Annotated in this window: 15 protein-coding genes; 11 read left to right on the top strand and 4 right to left on the bottom strand. The window is 66.0% G+C overall.

Annotation, left to right across the window (positions count from 1 at the left end; genetic code table 11):
- The first annotated feature begins 219 nt into the window (after nucleotides 1-219).
- The 6 genes from ACQ3C8_RS14070 to ACQ3C8_RS14045 all read left to right on the top strand — a co-directional run bounded on the left by ACQ3C8_RS14070 (nucleotide 220) and on the right by ACQ3C8_RS14045 (nucleotide 7,646).
- Nucleotides 220-1,311 carry an ABC transporter substrate-binding protein gene (locus tag ACQ3C8_RS14070; protein ID WP_428851886.1) on the top strand — a complete coding sequence of 364 codons (1,092 nt, stop codon included), beginning with the start codon at nucleotides 220-222 and terminating at the stop codon, nucleotides 1,309-1,311.
- 220 nt (nucleotides 1,312-1,531) lie between these two features.
- Nucleotides 1,532-2,632 (top strand): ABC transporter ATP-binding protein, encoded by a 1,101-nt coding sequence (locus tag ACQ3C8_RS14065; RefSeq protein WP_428851885.1) that lies wholly within the window; start codon nucleotides 1,532-1,534, stop codon nucleotides 2,630-2,632.
- Entirely contained in the window at nucleotides 2,629-4,458 is a 1,830-nt protein-coding gene (locus ACQ3C8_RS14060) for an ABC transporter permease subunit (protein WP_428851884.1), read from the top strand. The genes ACQ3C8_RS14065 and ACQ3C8_RS14060 overlap by 4 nt, the downstream gene beginning before the upstream one ends.
- A 73-nt stretch (nucleotides 4,459-4,531) precedes the next feature.
- Nucleotides 4,532-5,791 (top strand): NAD(P)/FAD-dependent oxidoreductase, encoded by a 1,260-nt coding sequence (locus tag ACQ3C8_RS14055; RefSeq protein WP_428851883.1) that lies wholly within the window; start codon nucleotides 4,532-4,534, stop codon nucleotides 5,789-5,791.
- Nucleotides 5,792-5,870: 79 nt separating this feature from the next.
- Entirely contained in the window at nucleotides 5,871-7,205 is a 1,335-nt protein-coding gene (locus tag ACQ3C8_RS14050; RefSeq protein WP_428851882.1) for an NAD(P)/FAD-dependent oxidoreductase, read from the top strand.
- 87 nt (nucleotides 7,206-7,292) lie between these two features.
- Entirely contained in the window at nucleotides 7,293-7,646 is a 354-nt protein-coding gene (locus tag ACQ3C8_RS14045; protein WP_009522891.1) for a cupin domain-containing protein, read from the top strand.
- 69 nt (nucleotides 7,647-7,715) lie between these two features.
- Here ACQ3C8_RS14045 and ACQ3C8_RS14040 read toward each other — a convergent pair whose 3' ends face one another.
- Nucleotides 7,716-8,885: an HPP family protein gene (locus ACQ3C8_RS14040; RefSeq protein WP_428851881.1), complete on the bottom strand. Its 1,170-nt coding sequence runs from the start codon at nucleotides 8,883-8,885 to the stop codon at nucleotides 7,716-7,718.
- A gap of 284 nt (nucleotides 8,886-9,169) precedes the next feature.
- On the opposite strand from ACQ3C8_RS14040, the gene ACQ3C8_RS14035 reads away from it, so the two are divergent.
- Nucleotides 9,170-10,429: a class I SAM-dependent methyltransferase gene (locus tag ACQ3C8_RS14035; protein ID WP_428851880.1), complete on the top strand. Its 1,260-nt coding sequence runs from the start codon at nucleotides 9,170-9,172 to the stop codon at nucleotides 10,427-10,429.
- 77 nt (nucleotides 10,430-10,506) lie between these two features.
- A complete protein-coding gene (locus tag ACQ3C8_RS14030) occupies nucleotides 10,507-10,932 on the top strand; it encodes a VOC family protein (protein ID WP_428851879.1) in 426 nt (141 codons plus the stop codon).
- Nucleotides 10,933-11,095: 163 nt separating this feature from the next.
- Here ACQ3C8_RS14030 and ACQ3C8_RS14025 read toward each other — a convergent pair whose 3' ends face one another.
- Nucleotides 11,096-11,356 (bottom strand): hypothetical protein, encoded by a 261-nt coding sequence (locus tag ACQ3C8_RS14025; protein WP_009522895.1) that lies wholly within the window; start codon nucleotides 11,354-11,356, stop codon nucleotides 11,096-11,098.
- 95 nt (nucleotides 11,357-11,451) lie between these two features.
- Nucleotides 11,452-11,856: an alternative ribosome rescue aminoacyl-tRNA hydrolase ArfB gene (arfB, locus tag ACQ3C8_RS14020; protein WP_009522896.1), complete on the bottom strand. Its 405-nt coding sequence runs from the start codon at nucleotides 11,854-11,856 to the stop codon at nucleotides 11,452-11,454.
- A gap of 171 nt (nucleotides 11,857-12,027) precedes the next feature.
- Between arfB and ACQ3C8_RS14015 the strand changes: the two genes are divergently transcribed.
- From ACQ3C8_RS14015 to ACQ3C8_RS14005, 3 genes are all read left to right on the top strand, one after another.
- Complete coding sequence (locus ACQ3C8_RS14015) at nucleotides 12,028-12,276, top strand: FitA-like ribbon-helix-helix domain-containing protein (RefSeq protein ID WP_428851878.1); 249 nt, start codon at nucleotides 12,028-12,030, stop codon at nucleotides 12,274-12,276.
- The gene (locus tag ACQ3C8_RS14010) at nucleotides 12,273-12,692 is read left to right on the top strand and encodes a type II toxin-antitoxin system VapC family toxin (RefSeq protein ID WP_428851877.1); all 420 of its coding nucleotides are present in this window, start codon (nucleotides 12,273-12,275) and stop codon (nucleotides 12,690-12,692) included. Before ACQ3C8_RS14015 ends, ACQ3C8_RS14010 begins: the two co-directional genes overlap by 4 nt.
- A 169-nt stretch (nucleotides 12,693-12,861) precedes the next feature.
- On the top strand, nucleotides 12,862-13,872 hold the full coding sequence (locus ACQ3C8_RS14005; RefSeq protein WP_428851876.1) for an LLM class flavin-dependent oxidoreductase: 1,011 nt from the start codon (nucleotides 12,862-12,864) through the stop codon (nucleotides 13,870-13,872).
- An 88-nt stretch (nucleotides 13,873-13,960) separates the two neighbouring features.
- On the opposite strand, the gene ACQ3C8_RS14000 is transcribed toward ACQ3C8_RS14005, so the two are convergent.
- Nucleotides 13,961-15,199, bottom strand: a complete 1,239-nt coding sequence (locus tag ACQ3C8_RS14000) for an MgtC/SapB family protein (protein ID WP_428851875.1) — start codon at nucleotides 15,197-15,199, stop codon at nucleotides 13,961-13,963.
- Nucleotides 15,200-15,209: the final 10 nt, after the last annotated feature.

Raw genomic sequence — 15,209 nt, 5'->3', positions numbered from 1 at the left:
CCGGTTCACAGTATAAGTCATGTTTATAGAGTGCACAGTTTTCGTTATTTGCTTTTTTAGATAAGGCCTCGCATACTTTTTCAAACAGTCACATCAAGACAACAAGCTGGTGGCACGGCGCTTGCAGATACACGGTCACGGCACTGCTGCGATCCGGTGCGGCGATGCAGCGGGCCGTGCCACACAACAGCATCGATCAATCCAATGAAGGAGTCAGGTATGCAGGACAAGGACATCAATACCGCCCGTGAGACGCAAGCAGGGCGCCGTGCCTTCGTGAAAGGCGCCGCCGTGGTCGCCGGTGCGGCAGCGCTCGGCGCGCCGGCCATCGTGCTGGGCCAGAACCGCCGCCTCGTTACCCGCGATCCGGGTGGTCCCTTCACCAAGGCCTTCTCCCAGGCGTTCTACGAGCCGTTCAAGAAAGCCACCGGCATCACCGTCGTCGGCGTGGCATCCGAATCCGAGCCGAGCGGCATGGTCAAGGCCATGGTCGAGTCGCGCAACTACCGCTGGGACATGGCGCACCTGAGCAATTCCACGCACATGTCGCTGGCCAAGCTCGGTCATCTCGAGCCGATCGCCGGGCCCAAGGGCCTGGGGCCGAATGTCAGCAAGATTCCCGCGAACATGCGTGGCGAGTTCATCCTGGGCGTCGACGTGTACGCCACGGTGATCGCCTATCGCACCGATACCGTGAAGAAGCCGCCGCAAAGCTGGAAGGACTTTTTCGACACCAAGGGTTTCCCTGGTCTGCGCTCGCTGCGCAAGAATCCGTACGACACCATCGAGGAAGCGCTGCTGGCCGATGGCGTGCCGCCCAGCCAGCTGTATCCGCTCGACCTCGACCGCGCCTTCCGCAAGCTCTCCCAGATCAAGAAGGAAGTCGGCGTGTGGTGGGAAAACGGCGCGCAGACCTCACAGCTGCTCAAGACCGGCGAAGTCGACATGATTCCCGCCTGGAACGGCCGCGCACAGGTTGCCATCGACGATGGCGCGCCCGTCAAGCTGGTGTGGAATCAGGGCATCTGGACCTACGAAGGCTTCACCATCCTCAAGGGCGGCCCGAACGTGGCGCTGTGCCGCGAGTTCCTCGAGTTCTGCGCCCAGCCGCAGCAGCAGGCCATCTTCACCGAGACGCTGACGTACGGCCCGACCGCGCCGGACGCCTTCAAGTACATCAAGCCGGAACGCGCCAAGCTGCTGCCGAACAACCCGGAGTACTTCGCCTCGCTGACGCAGGCCAATGCCGAGTACTGGGGCAAGCACAAGGATGCGATCACGGATCGCTACAACTCCTGGCTGCTGTCCTAAGCTGACTGGGCGGGATCGACCGGTTCCGGTGCCGTGGCGTGCGTGTGCGATGTGATGTTGCGGCATCACGCGCACGACGGGCCGGCGTCGCCGGGCGGCATCTGATCCTGCCCTGGAATTGATATCAGGTTGCCGTGGCCACGCCACGGTATTTCGCTAGCGCAATTTCTTGCCCGCGCGCCGGGCAGGGGCGGCTGCCGCCCGGCGTTCGGAGACGCATATGAAGAATCCATCGATCAAACTCAAGATCCGCGACACGCGCAAGACCTATGGTCCCGTGGTCGCGCTCGAATCCACCAGTCTCGAGATGCGCGAGGGTGAGTTCCTCACGCTGCTCGGCCCGTCGGGATCGGGCAAGTCGACCCTGCTGATGGCCATTGCCGGCCTCAACTCGCCCGACAGCGGCGAGATCTGGATCGACGGCAAGCTGGCGACCTACCTCCCGCCGTTCCAGCGCGACATCGGCATGGTCTTCCAGAACTACGCGCTGTTTCCGCACATGACGATCTTCGACAACATCGCTTTCCCGCTGCGCATGCGCCGCGTGGCCGAGTCGGAGATCCGTACGCGCGTCGAGCGCGTGCTCAACACGGTGCAGCTCGGCCACGTGGCGGGCCGCCTGCCGCGTGAACTGTCGGGCGGGCAGCAGCAGCGCATCGCGCTGGCGCGCTGCTTTGTCTACGAGCCGTCGATTATTCTCATGGACGAGCCGCTCGGGGCGCTCGACAAGAAGCTGCGCGACGCGCTGCAACTCGAGATCAAGGCGCTGCACGAGCAGCTCGGCATTACCGTGCTGTATGTGACGCATGACCAGGAAGAAGCCATGGTCATGTCCGACCGCATCTGCCTGATGAATAATGCCCGCATCGAACAGCTCGGTACGCCGGATGAACTGTACTTCCGCCCGCGTACCGTGTTCGCGGCCGATTTCCTGGGCGAATCCAACCTCGTCGCCGCGACCGTGAAGCAGGTGTCCGATGGCCATGCGACGCTGGCCATGGCCGATGGCGCGATGATCGAAGCGATTGCCGATGTGCCGGTGCGCGGCGGCGAGCAGGTGACGTTCATGGTCCGCCCCGAGAGCGTGCGCGTGCTCGGCGAAGGCGAGCGCGACGACAACATGGTCAGCGGTACGGTGCGCGACACCATCGTTGCCGGCAACGTGACCAAGTCGTACATCGAACTGTCCGACCGCACGACCATGAAAGTCACGCAGCTGACCGGCACCAGCCAGCGCCTGCGCAAGGGCGAGGCCGCGCGCCTCGGCTGGTCGCGCGCGCGGACCGTGACGATCCGCGATGCACAGGGAGCACGCGCATGAGCGGGCCCGCTAGCGCGCCGCTCGCCGCGGCTCCAGCCGGGCAGACTGCGCCGCAGCGCAGCCTGCTGAGCCGGGTATCCAAGCTCTGGCCGCTGCTGCCGGCCATCCTCTTCCTGGGCGTGTTTTTTGCGTTCCCGATCAGTACGCTGCTGTACCTGAGCTTCTTCGATGACAGCGGTGCGGCCTCACTGGTGAACTACCTGCGGCTGATCAGCGACGACGTCTACCTCAAGGTCTTGCTGATCACGCTCAAGACCGCCGGCTGGACCACGGTGTTCGCCCTGATCGGCGCCTATCCCGTGGCCTATCTTCTGGCCACGGTCAAGGGTTCGACACGCAACTCGCTGGCCGTGTGGGTGCTGATGCCGCTGTGGACCAGCTTCCTGGTGCGCGCCTTCGCATGGATGGTGCTGCTCGGCCGCAACGGCGCGATCAACGACCTGTTGATGGCGCTGGGCATCGTCGACATGCCGCTGCGCATGATCTACAACTTCACCGGCGTGATGGTCGGCATGGTGCACTGCATGCTGCCGCTGTGCGTGATGACCATGCTGCCGACCATGGAAAACATCGACAGCAATCTCGTCAAGGCAGCGTCCACGCTCGGCGCGCGCCGGGGCGAAGCGTTCTGGCGCATCTACTTCCCGCTCTCGATGCCGGGTGTGGCGGCAGGTGGCCTGCTGGTGTTCATCACCTCGCTCGGTTTCTTCATCACGCCGGCCCTGTTGGGTGGCGCGGGTGAAACCATGATCGTGCAGCTGATCATCTTCCAGGTGAACCAGATGCTGAACTGGGGTTTTGCGGGCGCCATCGCCGTGCTGTTCCTGGTGACGACGCTGGTGATCTTCTTCTTCTACGATCAGCTGGTGGGTCTCTCGACCCTGTCGGGCAGCGCCCATACAGGCAAGCGTGGGATCATCGGCCGCCTTGGTGCCTGGCTCGGCAACCGTGTCCTCGGCGTGCTCGCCGTGACGTGCGCCACCGTGGGCCGCCTGCTTGATGCCATCTTGCCGCGCCCGAGCCAGCAAAAGGCGCCGCGCGCCGTGAGCCGTGGCGTGCTGTGGTTCACCGCGTTGCTGGTGATCGTCTTCCTGTGCGTGCCGGCATTCTTTGTCGTGCCGGTGTCGTTCACCCAGGAAGCGTTCCTCAACTGGCCGCCCAAGGGCTTCACGCTCAAGTGGTACGACATGGTGTTCGCCTCGCACGAGTGGCTGGCCGCCATCGGCCGCTCGTTCCTGATCGGCATCCTGTCGGCGGTCTGCGGCATGCTGATCGGCGTGCCGGTGTCGTTCTTTATCGCGCGCAACCAGTTCGCGGGCAAGTCGGCGGTCCTGGCGTTCGTGCTGTCGCCGATCATCATTCCGCACATCATCATCGCGGTCTCGCTGTTCTACCTGTTCTCGCAGATTTCGCTGGTCGGTACGCTCACGGGGATGGTTATCGGGCACACGGTGCTGACGATTCCCTACGTGGTGATCACCGTCATGTCGGTGCTGAAGAACTACGACGTGCGGCTCGACCAGGCAGCCTGGACGCTTGGCGCCAACCGGCTCAAGACGCTGCGCTACATCACGCTGCCGATCATCCGCTCCGGCATGATCGCGGCCTTCATGTTCGCCTTCATCATCTCCTTCGACGAGCTGACCATCGCACTGTTCGTGACGGGCGGCGAGGTCACCACGCTGCCGAAGATGATGTGGGACGACGCGCTGCTCAAGGTCAGCCCGGTGCTGGCGGCGGTGGCGTCGTTGCTGCTGCTGTTCATGACGGCCCTGATCCTGTTGTCGGAGTACTTCCAGCGACGCGGCAAGCGACGCGCCCGCTGATGCATCTGTTGTGCCGCTGTTCCGGCAGGTATCCGGGGCAGCGGCCCGTCCTTCCTTTCCTCGAATTCTTGCAATGAACGCTCCCTCTGTGCCGCTGCGCCAGGTCACCATCGTCGGGGCCGGCATCGTCGGCATGTCGACGGCGCTGCAACTGCAGCGCGCCGGCTGCGCGGTCACGGTCATCGACCGTGTCGCGCCTGGCGAAAGCTGCTCACGCGGCAACGCCGGCATTCTCGCCACCTACGGCATGGTGCCGCTGTCCACGCCGGGCTTTATCTGGAAAGTGCCGAGCATGCTGACCGATCCGCTCGGTCCACTCGCCATGCGCTGGCGGCATGTGCCGAAGATGCTGCCGTGGATGATCTCGTTCCTGCGCGCCAGCCGGCCCGTGGAAGTGGAGCGCATCGCCGCGGCGCTCGCACAGCTGACACGCACCACCGTCGAGGCGCATCTCGCACAGGTCGCCGGGACGCGCGCCGCCGCGTTGGCGCGGCCCGCGCCGTTGCTGTGCGTGTATCCGGACGAGGCGACCTACCAGGCCGACCAGTACGTATGGAATCTCCGCCAGCAGCACGGCACGCGCATTCATACCTTGCGCGATGGCGCGGTGCGCGAGATGGAGCCGGCCGTGGCGGAACACTTCCGCTTCGGCGTGGTCATGGAGAACTGCGGCTACTCGCCCGACCCGTTCGCGCTGGTACAGGCGCTGGCCGAGCATTTCGTGGAATTCGGCGGCCGCGTGCTGCGGCACGAGGTACGCGACGTGGTGGTGGGCGCGGAGGGTCCTGTGGCACTGGTGACCGAAGCCGGCCAGCTGCCGGTGTCAGATCTCGTGGTGTGCGGTGGCGTGTGGTCTGGCGAACTGTCGCGCCGGCTCGGCAGCCCGGTGCCGCTCGAAGCCGAGCGCGGTTATCACGTCACGCTGCAACGGCATACGGGTGACGCACCGCGCTATCCGGTGATGTCGCCAGCGCAGAAAATGCTGACGACGCCCATGCGCGGCGGCCTGCGCGCCGCCGGACTGGTGGAGTTCGCCGGCCTGCGCGCACCGCCCGACTACCGCCGCGCGCGGACCCTGCTCAAGCATCTGCGTACCCTGTTCCCGCGCATCGAGGCGCAGGCGCATACCGAATGGATGGGGCACCGTCCCTCGCTTCCGGACAGCATGCCGGTGATCGGCCGTTCGCCGCATTTCCGCAATGTGTTCTATGGCTTTGGGCACCAGCATATCGGTCTGACCTGCGCCCCCGGCACCGCCACCGCGCTGACCGACCTGGTGCTGGGGCGCAGTCCGGCCATCGACCTGACGCCGTTCCGTATCGACCGGTTCTGATACCTCTGCCATGCCGGCCATCCCCGGCTGGCGGAAAAGATTCCGCGCCCTCCGGCGCCACGATGAGACGAGAGAGACCATGGTTTACGATCCGCTGCGCGCCGAACTGCCGCAACGCCCGCAGGCTTATCCCGAAACGTACTGGCTGGCGACCGCCGGTGAGCCGCCGCCGGACGACGGTGCCTTGCAGGGCGACCGGGATGTCGACGTCGCGATCATCGGCGCGGGCTATACCGGCCTCAGCTGTGCCTATTACCTGGCGCGCGATTACGGCATCCATGCCACGGTCCTGGAGGCCAATGGTCCTGGCTGGGGATGCAGCGGACGCAACGGCAGCTTCGCCCGTCCCGCCATCGGCCGGCTCGGCTATGGCCAGTGGATCAAGCGCTGGGGCGTGCCGGGCGCGCGCGCCCTGTTCGCCGAGGCGCATGCCGCGCTGAACACTGTGCGCGACCTGATCGACACCGGCCACATCGCCTGCGACCGCCAGCCGGACGGCTGGCTCAAGGTGGCCCACCGCGCCGACAAGGTCGCCGGCCTGGTGGCCGACCAGGCGCTGCTGCGCAATGTGTTCGGCTACGAAACCGAACTGCTCGATCCCGCTGCGCTGGGGAAGGGCTACTTCCGCGGCGGCGAAGCTCCGGCGGCGCTGCGCTTTGCCGATGCCTTCGCCATGCATCCCCTGAAGTTCAACTATGGCCTGCTGCGCATGGCGCGGGCGGCCGGTGCGCGCGTGCATTGCCAGTCGCCGGTCATGCAGTGGACGCGCGAAGCCGGCCGGCATCTGCTGCAGACGCCGGGTGGCACGGTGCGCGCCCGGCAGGTGGTGATCGCCACCAATGGCTACTCGACCGAGCGCCTGCACCCCAGCCTCAACGGCCGGACGATTCCGGTGCTGTCCAATATCGTGGTGACGCGACCAATGACCTCGACCGAGCAGGCCGAGTCGGGCCTGCTGACGACCGATGTGATTACCGACACGCGCGCGGTGCTGAATTACTATCGCCGCCTGCCGGATGGCCGCGTGCTCCTCGGCAGCCGCGGGCCGATCCACGAGAGCGAGGGCACGCTGCGGCAGGACCGCCTGCTCGACATGATCGGCCGCAAGTTCCCGGCCCTGCGCGGCATCACGGCGGATTACTGCTGGGGCGGCTGGGTGGCCCTGACGATGGACCAGATCCCGCACATCACGCGTACCGAGGACGATCCGACGGTATCCTATGCGCTGGGCTACAACGGCAGCGGCGTGGCTGCGGCCCCGCATGCCGGGCGGCTGCTGGCCGGGCAGATCGGCGCTGACCGCGCGATCCTGCCGGCCATCGCCGGACCGTTGCCGCGTGTGCCGCTGGCGGCCTTCCGGCGTCTCGGCCAGCGCGCGGCCTTCGTCTGGTTCCGCCTGAAGGACGGGCGCTGACGCGCGGCGTGGCGGCCGGTACCCATCATTCTTCGCATCCGCGTGCAGCGGGTGCGCAATCCCTCATCCAATAGACGGAGTTTCCCCATGGCAATCGAAAACCTCAAAGGCGCTGCAGCCATTCCTTCCGACGCGCTCGAAGACCGCGGCACGGTGGACATTCCCCTCAGCGATCCGCCGTGCACGCTGCGCGGCCTCACCAAGGCGATCGTCGGCCGCGACGATGTGCAGACCGGTGTGTGGGAGTGCTCGCCCGGCCGTTTTCGCCGCAACAATCCGCACGGCGAATTCATGCATTTCCTGTCCGGCGAATGCACCTTCACCTCGGACGAAGGCGAAGTGCTGAACATCCAGGGCGGCGATACGCTGTTCTTCTCGCCGAACACCGAAGGCGTGTGGGATGTCCACACGACGGTGCGCAAGGTGTACGTGCTGGTCTGAGTGCCAGCCAGCGGGCACGCGCTGTGCCCGCTATGGACCGGCGTGGGGCGTGCGTGCCCGAGGCATGCCTCAGGCTGCCTGCGGCTCGTCGGCGGGCGCCACGAGGCGGCCACGATACAGCGCGCCGATCAGGTCGGACTGCGTGACGATGCCGCACAGCCGCGCCTTGTCGTCGATCACGTAGGCCGCATGGTGGCCCTCGTCGGCCAGCATCGGCACCAGCGCTTCGACCGGCAGGGTGCGCGGCACGGTCTGCTCGTCGTGGCCGCGCGCCAGCGGGCCGACCGTGTTGGCGGCGCGCAGCGGATGCCGCAGCGACAGGCGGCCGAGCTTGATCATGGTGCTGTGGTGCAGGCGATGGCTGGCGCTGGTGTAGTCCACCACGCCGACCATGCGGCCGCTGTCGGCCTCGATGACCGGCAGCGATTGCAGGCGATGGCGTTCCATCAGCTGCACCGCCTCGGTCAGCGTGGTGTCGCGGTTGACCAGCACGAGGTCGGCCGACATGATGTCTTGCATGGTGAGCCGGCCGAAGCGCCGCTCATGCGCGTGCTGTTCCACCCGGCGCAGCAGCTGGTCCAGTTCTTCCGGGCCAACCGCCAGCATCCCTTCGTGCTCATTCAGGGCCGCTTCCAGGTCTTCCGGCAGGTAGCCGGCGCGATCGGTCGGTACCGGGTCGCGCGTGTCGTGCACATTCACATGCTGCGGCCGCGCGGCGGCCGGGTAACGATGGCCGGTCAGGTTGTTGTAGACCACCGCGGTGATCAGCAGCAGCGCCGAGTTGATCATCAGCGGATTGACGATGAACCAGTAACCGAGCTGGTGGATCTCCGGACCGCCGAGAATTACGCTGACCGCCACCGCGCCCGACGGCGGGTGCACGCAGCGCAGCAGGGTGGTCACGCACAGCGTCGCCATTAGCGCGACCGGTGCGGCCAGCAGCGGATCGGCCGGCCACAGGCTGTGCACGAACACGCCGATCAGGCCGGCGAACAGATTGCCGCCAAGGATCGACCACGGTTGCGCCAGCGGGCTTGCGGGCAGGCCGAACAGCAGCACCGCCGACGCGCCGATCGGCGCCAGCAGCAGCGGCGTATGCGAGGGCCCGAACATCCAGTGCGTGGTCAACCCCGTGATCAGCAGCCCGAGCATTGCCCCCAGCATGATGCGCAGCATCTCGGCATGGCGGCGTGCGGCCAGCGAGGCGACAGGGGCGAAAAGGCGGGTCAGGAGTTTCACGCGAGCGGGCCCGGCGGATGGACGAAAGCCTGACAGTTTACCGAATGTCGGAACAGCGCGCACCGGCTGCGGACGCGGTACCATGCGGCTCGGCGCACCGCATGCGTCAAAATGTCATGGCGTGAGGTTTATCGTGCACATTTGTTGCCGGGAAGGACGGTGGGCAGGATATGCTGATGCCGCTTCACCTATCTTTTTCCCGCGCTTGCCATGTTCGCGTGGCATTGTTCGACCAAAGGATTTTCGTGGTTCAGTTCGCTTCTTCCTCTTCTGCTGCATACCCCGTGGCCCCTGCCGAAACCGGTGACGCGCCTGCGCGCTTTTTCACCAGGCTGTCGGCCAGTGTGGGCGACGGCAGCTTCGTCAAGCTGGTGCTCGGGCGCCATGTCGGAGACGAGGAAGGGCTGGAGCGGGTGCTGGTGCGGGCAGTCATGCTGCGTGGCGCGCCGCACCTGTCGTTCGTGTACCGCTATACGACGCGCGACATCACCAAGAATCTGCCGGTTGCCGAGGCCATCGCGGCGGTGCGGATGCTGGCCGGCGCCACGTTCCGCAATCTCCACTTGCAGACCCGCACGGCCGAGCTGCAGCTGGCCTATGGCAAGAAGGGCAAGAGCACACTGCGCGTGGGCCGCCTGACCGCAACGGCGGCGCTTGCTGCCGATCAGGCTGGTCCGGAGGAAGAGGGTACGCTACTGGTAGCGGATGGCGCGCCGGCCCATGCCGCGCACAACCGCGCCAAGCACCGCATGCTGACGCTCGACCGTCCGTTCCTCGTCGATCTCGGCGTGACCACGGCGGACCATCAGCTGGTGCCGGCGATGTCGCGCAAGTGGAAGCAGATCAACAAGTTCATCGAGATCTTCGACCGGGCGCTGATGGCGTCGCGCCTGCGCGATGCGACCGAGGTGCGCGTCGTGGACTTCGGCTCGGGCAAGGGCTACCTTACATTCGCCGTGCACGACTACCTGAGCGCCGGGCTCGGCCGTTCCGCCCAGGTCATGGGCGTCGAGCTGCGCGAGGCGCTGACCAGCCTGTGCAATGCTGCTGCCGCGCGGCTCGAGCATCCGGGCCTGACGTTCCGCCAGGGGGATGTGCGGCAGTTCGCGCCGCAGCCGATCGACGTCATGATCGCCCTGCATGCCTGCGACGTGGCGACCGATTTTGCGATTCATATGGGGATTCGCGCCGGGGCCGAAATCATCATGTGCGCGCCGTGCTGCCACAAGGAAATTCGCCCGCAGCTGTTGTCACCCCACCCAATTCAGGCTGTGCTGCGGCATGGCGTCCATCTCGGGCAGGAAGCCGAGATGATTACCGACAGTTTGCGTGTATTGCTGCTGGAAGCGCAGGGGTATGATGCCCAGGTGTTCGAGTTCGTGTCGCTCGAGCACACCAGCAAGAACAAGATGATTCTTGCGGTGCGCCGCGCCCGGCCGCACGATGCCGCGCCGGTGCTGGCACAGATCGAGGAAGTGAAAGCGTTCTACGGAATCCGTGAGCATTGCCTGGAGACTCTGCTGCAGGCCGATACCGGGACTTGACTGCCGGTCGCGGCAGTGTGCGCTGGCACACGGCACGGCAGAGCCATGCATGCTGGCGGCCCTTGTTCAAGGAGAGCATGATGCAGGTGAACCCGTATCTGAATTTCAACGGCAATTGCAAAGAGGCGTTTGCGTTCTACGCCAAGGTCCTGAAAACCGATATCGTCATGATGCTGCCGTTCAGCGGCACGCCGATGGCCGATCAAGCTCCGCCCGAGATGCGCGACCTGATCGCGCATGCGCAACTGCGCATCGGCGATTGCGTGCTGATGGCCTCGGACGCGCCCAGCAACTACGAACAGCCGAAGGGCATGAATGTGACGCTGGGCATCGAGGCGCCCGAGGAAGCCGAGCGCGTGTTCAATGCCCTGGCGGAAGGCGGCACGGTACAGATGCCGCTGGCCGAAACCTTCTGGGCGCAGCGCTTCGGCATGGTGGTCGACCGCTTTGGAATTCCATGGATGATCAATTGCGAGAAACCGCGCGAGCAGTGGGCACCTTGATCCTCTGAAGTCGCTTGGGGCCCCCGGCCCCGTCTCATCGTGTTAAGCCGGCATGGGCTGCAGCCGCAACGCTGCAGGCCGTGATCGATGCTCCAGAAAACAATGGGCCGCCTCGCAGGTTTTCCTGCAAGGCGGCCCATGCCATTTTTGACGCAGCAGTCGCTCAGATGCCGAGCAGCTTCTTCGCCTCGCCCAGTGCCTTCATCGAGGCGTCGTGATTGCCGGCCTTGTGCTGGGCTTCGCCATCGGCGCGCAGTTTTTTCACCTTGGCGGCATTGTCAGCCGACAAGGTCGGGTTGGTGGCCAGCTTGGCATCGATGGCCTTCATCTCGTTCGGGCAGTTGTGCGCCAGGGCCAGACCACTGGCTCCCAGCAATACCGCTACGACCGACCAGGACACTGCGCGGGTCATGACATGACGCATGGCGACTCCTTGTGACGGGAAGAGGAATTTCAGCATAGTGCATGGCAGCGCGGCCGCCAACAGGCGGGTGCACCCGCCTGCCTTCTCTCCAGCCGTCAGTCCACCACCTTGCCGCGCAGGGCCTTGATCGAGCCGCGCAGGTTCTTTGCTTCGAGCCGCCGCGTCCGCGACGCCAGCGTCGGGCGCGTGGGCCGGCGCACGCGCGGCGGCCGGGCCACGCTTTCCACCAGCGCGTGCAGGCGCTGCAGCGCTTCTGCCCGGTTCAGCTCCTGGCTGCGGTGCGCCTGCGCCTTGATGACGATCACGCCCTCGCGTGTGATGCGGTGGTCATGCAGCGCCAGCAGCCGCTGCTTGTGATCGTCCGGCAACGACGACGCGCGGATGTCGTAGCGCAGGTGCACGGCGCTCGACACCTTGTTCACGTTCTGCCCGCCCGCCCCCTGCGCCCGGATGGCGGTGATCTCGACTTCGTGGAGGGGAATCTGGAAGGGGGCGTGCATGCGCGCATGATAGCAAGCCGCTGGCCAGTGAGATCCCCCACGAGCACCTGATCGAGGGAAAGTGGCGTATGCATTTCTTTCCGGACCATGGGGGGAGCGTGAGCCTTGCCCTGCTGTTAATCAATGACTAAAATGCAGTCAATGATTAATGGAATGGCGAACGAGGTGAAGATGGCAACAATGACGATCCGCAATATCGATGACCAGATCAAGGCACGTCTGCGTGTCCAGGCAGCCGTGCATGGACGTTCGATGGAAGATGAGGCGCGTGCCATCCTGCGGGCGGCGTTGTCTGCCGAGCCGGTACGCGGTGCGTCGCTGGTGAAGACCATCCGCGCACGAGTCGCGCCGCTGGGAGGCGTCGAGCTGGAATTGCCCGCGCGTGAGGCGATGCGCACGCCGCCGGAGTTTGGCGCGTGATTGTCCTGGATACGAACGTTCTCTCGGAAATCCTGCAGCCGGCACCTGAGGCGCGCGTGATCGCATGGCTGGAGGCCCAGCCGCGGCTGGCACTGTTTACGACAACGGTCACACAAGCAGAAATCCTCTATGGGGTGCGCGTGTTGCCAGCGGGCCAGCGCAGGGCGGCGCTACTGGATGCTGTGGAAGCCGTCTTTGCACTGGACTTCGCCGGGCAGATCCTGAGTTTCGAGGGCGATGCTGCGGCTGCCTATGCCGAAATCGCCGCAGCGCGCCGGTCGGCAGGGCGGCCGATCAGCCAGTTCGATGCCATGATTGCAGCGATCACCCGGTCTCATGGTGCGAGCCTGGCCACACGTAACGTCCGGGATTTCAGCGACTGTGGCATCGAGGTGATTGATCCCTGGGCTGGTTGACCGGCCCAGCTTTCATCGCCTTTACCGACAGTCTCCACTGCCCCCCATGGCTGGCAGTGAGGCCGCGCGCCCGAGCAGTCCGCGCCGCAGGGCAATCCCCCTCGGCCGACAGACCTTTTCAAAGTATGTGAAGATGTCCGCGCTCCCCTCACCGACGTGCAGACGATTCATGATTCCGTTTTCGGTCCTCGACCTTTCCCCCATCACGCAAGGCAGCGACGCCGCCACCGCATTTCGCAACACGCTCGAGCTGGCCCGGCTGGCGGAGCGGCTTGGCTACCGGCGCTACTGGCTGGCCGAGCACCACAACATGCCGGGCATCGCCAGTGCCGCCACGGCCGTGGTGATCGGCCATGTCGCCGGCGGCACGCGCACCATCCGTGTGGGCGCGGGCGGCATCATGCTGCCAAACCATTCGCCGCTCGTCATCGCCGAGCAGTTCGGCACGCTGGCTTCGCTCTACCCGGGGCGCATCGATCTTGGCCTGGGCCGCGCGCCGGGGACCGACCAGACCACGGCACGTGCGCTGCGGCGCGATATTTTGCATGCCAGCGATCGCTTTCCGGAAGATGTGGCGGAGCTGCAGCAGTACTTCCGGCCATCCCGGCCGGGGCAGGCGATTCGCGCGATTCCCGGTGACGGGCTGGAAGTGCCGCTGTGGCTGCTCGGCTCGAGCCTGTTCGGCGCGCAGCTCGCGGCGATGATGGGCTTGCCGTTTGCCTTCGCCTCGCATTTCGCGCCCGATCAGCTGATGACCGCCATCAGCCTGTACCGTGCCAATTTCCGTCCGTCCGAGACGCTCGACAAACCGCACGTGATGGTCGCGGCGAGCGTCTTTGCCGCCGATACGGATGACGAGGGGCGGCGTCTTGCCACGTCGTTGCAGCAGCAGTTCCTCAACCTGCGGCGCGGCACGCCGGGACAGTTGCCGCCGCCGGTCGACGATATGGATGCCATCTGGTCGCCGGCCGAGCGGCTCAATGTCGAGCGCGCGCTGGCCTGCAGCGTGGCCGGCGCCCCGGAGACGGTGCGGCAGGGGTTGGCTGCCTTCATCGCCCAGACGCAGGCGGACGAGCTGATGCTGACGGCGCAGATCTACGACCATGCCGCGCGCATGCGCTCGTTCGAGATCGTGGCCGACGCCTGTGCCGATCTCATGGTGCGCCAGGAGACTGTGTAGGCAACGCGGCCATGCGCGCCAGCATGTACGCCTGAATGCGCACTTGAATTCCTGGTGCGCCGTCAGGCGCGCGGGAGAATCCGCACCCTCATGGCACGGCCAGCCAGAGCATGGCCCAGGACGCCGCCGTCGACAGCACGATGCCAATCGCCACCGGCCACGCGAACCGGCGGCCGCCCGCCATGGCAACCACGATCTTGCTGGCGGCATTGCTGGTCAGGGCGGCCAGCACCGGGATCAGTCCATCCGTTGCCGCCATCTTGCCGGCCGCGGTCATGGAGCCAATGGACACCGCCGTGGCATGCGCGTCCGCAAATCCGCCGAGCAGGGCGGCCGCTGTCACCCCCTGCTGGCCGAACCACTGGTTGACGGCGAGGGTGATCACCTGCAGCACCGAGACGATCAGTGCGAAGGTAAGCCCGATGCGCCAGTCGAACATGCGGCCCGGCGGGTCGTCGGGATGGTCTGCCGCCGCGTGGCGCACCGAGCGCCAGGTGTGGAAGCCGCCGAATAGCGCGATCACCAGCAGCCCCCCGCCCAGCGGCGCGGCGGCGACCTTCAGCAACTGCGGACTGGCAATGCCCAGCAGGAACATCATCTGCAGGTACGTGGCCACGGTCGACAGCAGCGCGCCGGCGATGGCCGCGTGACGCCAGTGTGGCTGCGCGCCTTGGCCGGCAAGGCTGGCAATGGTGCCGGTACTGGTCACGAAGCCGCCGAACAGGCCCGCCACCGGCAGGCCGTAACGCTGGCCCAGCAGGCGGACGGCAAGATGCCCGGCGGCACTCATCGCCATGAACAGCAGCACCACCAGCCACAGCAGGTGTGGATTCCACGCGTCGTATGGCCCCATCTGCCTGTCGGGCAGCAGCGGCCACACAACCAGTGCCGCCGCCGCCAGCAGCAGGCCATCGGTCAGCTCGTTGCGGGTCATGGTGGTGCGGACCGTCTGATGCAGCACCGGCTTGATATGCAGCAGCACCGCGACCACCGTGCCTGTTCCGGCGGCCAGGGCGGGCTTCTCGACCGCCATCGCGCCGCATAGCAAGGTCACCAGCATGGCGATCTCGGTCGTTCCACCGAGATCAGTGGCGCTGGAGCGGTGATACGAGAGCGCCACCAGCGCGGCAACCGCCAGCGCGACGGCGACCAGCAGCGCCGTGCTGCCCAGGCTGAACGCCAGGGCGCCCAGCAGGGCGGTCAGGGCGAACGTGCGGATGCCGGCAAATGCGACGGTGTGCTGCTCCGCATCGCTGCGCTCGCGTTCGACGCCGATCAGCAACCCGATGCCGAGGGCGACTACGATATTCCAGGGAAAGATGTCCATCGACAGAGGC

This window comes from Imbroritus primus, from assembly GCF_964332355.1.
Classification (GTDB): Bacteria; Pseudomonadota; Gammaproteobacteria; order Burkholderiales; family Burkholderiaceae; genus Imbroritus; species Imbroritus primus.
Note: the sequence above shows the minus strand (reverse complement) of the source record. Positions and strands in the feature narration are given on the sequence as shown.

What these genes read in the sequence shown, in the direction of transcription:
- ACQ3C8_RS14070 (WP_428851886.1), top strand. Translation starts at nt 220, where the DNA reads ATGCAGGACAAGGACATCAATACCGCCCGTGAGACGCAAGCAGGGCGC.
- ACQ3C8_RS14065 (WP_428851885.1), top strand. Translation starts at nt 1,532, where the DNA reads ATGAAGAATCCATCGATCAAACTCAAGATCCGCGACACGCGCAAGACC.
- ACQ3C8_RS14060 (WP_428851884.1), top strand. Translation starts at nt 2,629, where the DNA reads ATGAGCGGGCCCGCTAGCGCGCCGCTCGCCGCGGCTCCAGCCGGGCAG.
- ACQ3C8_RS14055 (WP_428851883.1), top strand. Translation starts at nt 4,532, where the DNA reads ATGAACGCTCCCTCTGTGCCGCTGCGCCAGGTCACCATCGTCGGGGCC.
- ACQ3C8_RS14050 (WP_428851882.1), top strand. Translation starts at nt 5,871, where the DNA reads ATGGTTTACGATCCGCTGCGCGCCGAACTGCCGCAACGCCCGCAGGCT.
- ACQ3C8_RS14045 (WP_009522891.1), top strand. Translation starts at nt 7,293, where the DNA reads ATGGCAATCGAAAACCTCAAAGGCGCTGCAGCCATTCCTTCCGACGCG.
- ACQ3C8_RS14030 (WP_428851879.1), top strand. Translation starts at nt 10,507, where the DNA reads ATGATGCAGGTGAACCCGTATCTGAATTTCAACGGCAATTGCAAAGAG.
- ACQ3C8_RS14025 (WP_009522895.1), bottom strand. Translation starts at nt 11,356, where the DNA reads ATGCGTCATGTCATGACCCGCGCAGTGTCCTGGTCGGTCGTAGCGGTA.
- arfB (WP_009522896.1), bottom strand. Translation starts at nt 11,856, where the DNA reads ATGCACGCCCCCTTCCAGATTCCCCTCCACGAAGTCGAGATCACCGCC.
- ACQ3C8_RS14015 (WP_428851878.1), top strand. Translation starts at nt 12,028, where the DNA reads ATGGCAACAATGACGATCCGCAATATCGATGACCAGATCAAGGCACGT.
- ACQ3C8_RS14005 (WP_428851876.1), top strand. Translation starts at nt 12,862, where the DNA reads ATGATTCCGTTTTCGGTCCTCGACCTTTCCCCCATCACGCAAGGCAGC.
- ACQ3C8_RS14000 (WP_428851875.1), bottom strand. Translation starts at nt 15,199, where the DNA reads ATGGACATCTTTCCCTGGAATATCGTAGTCGCCCTCGGCATCGGGTTG.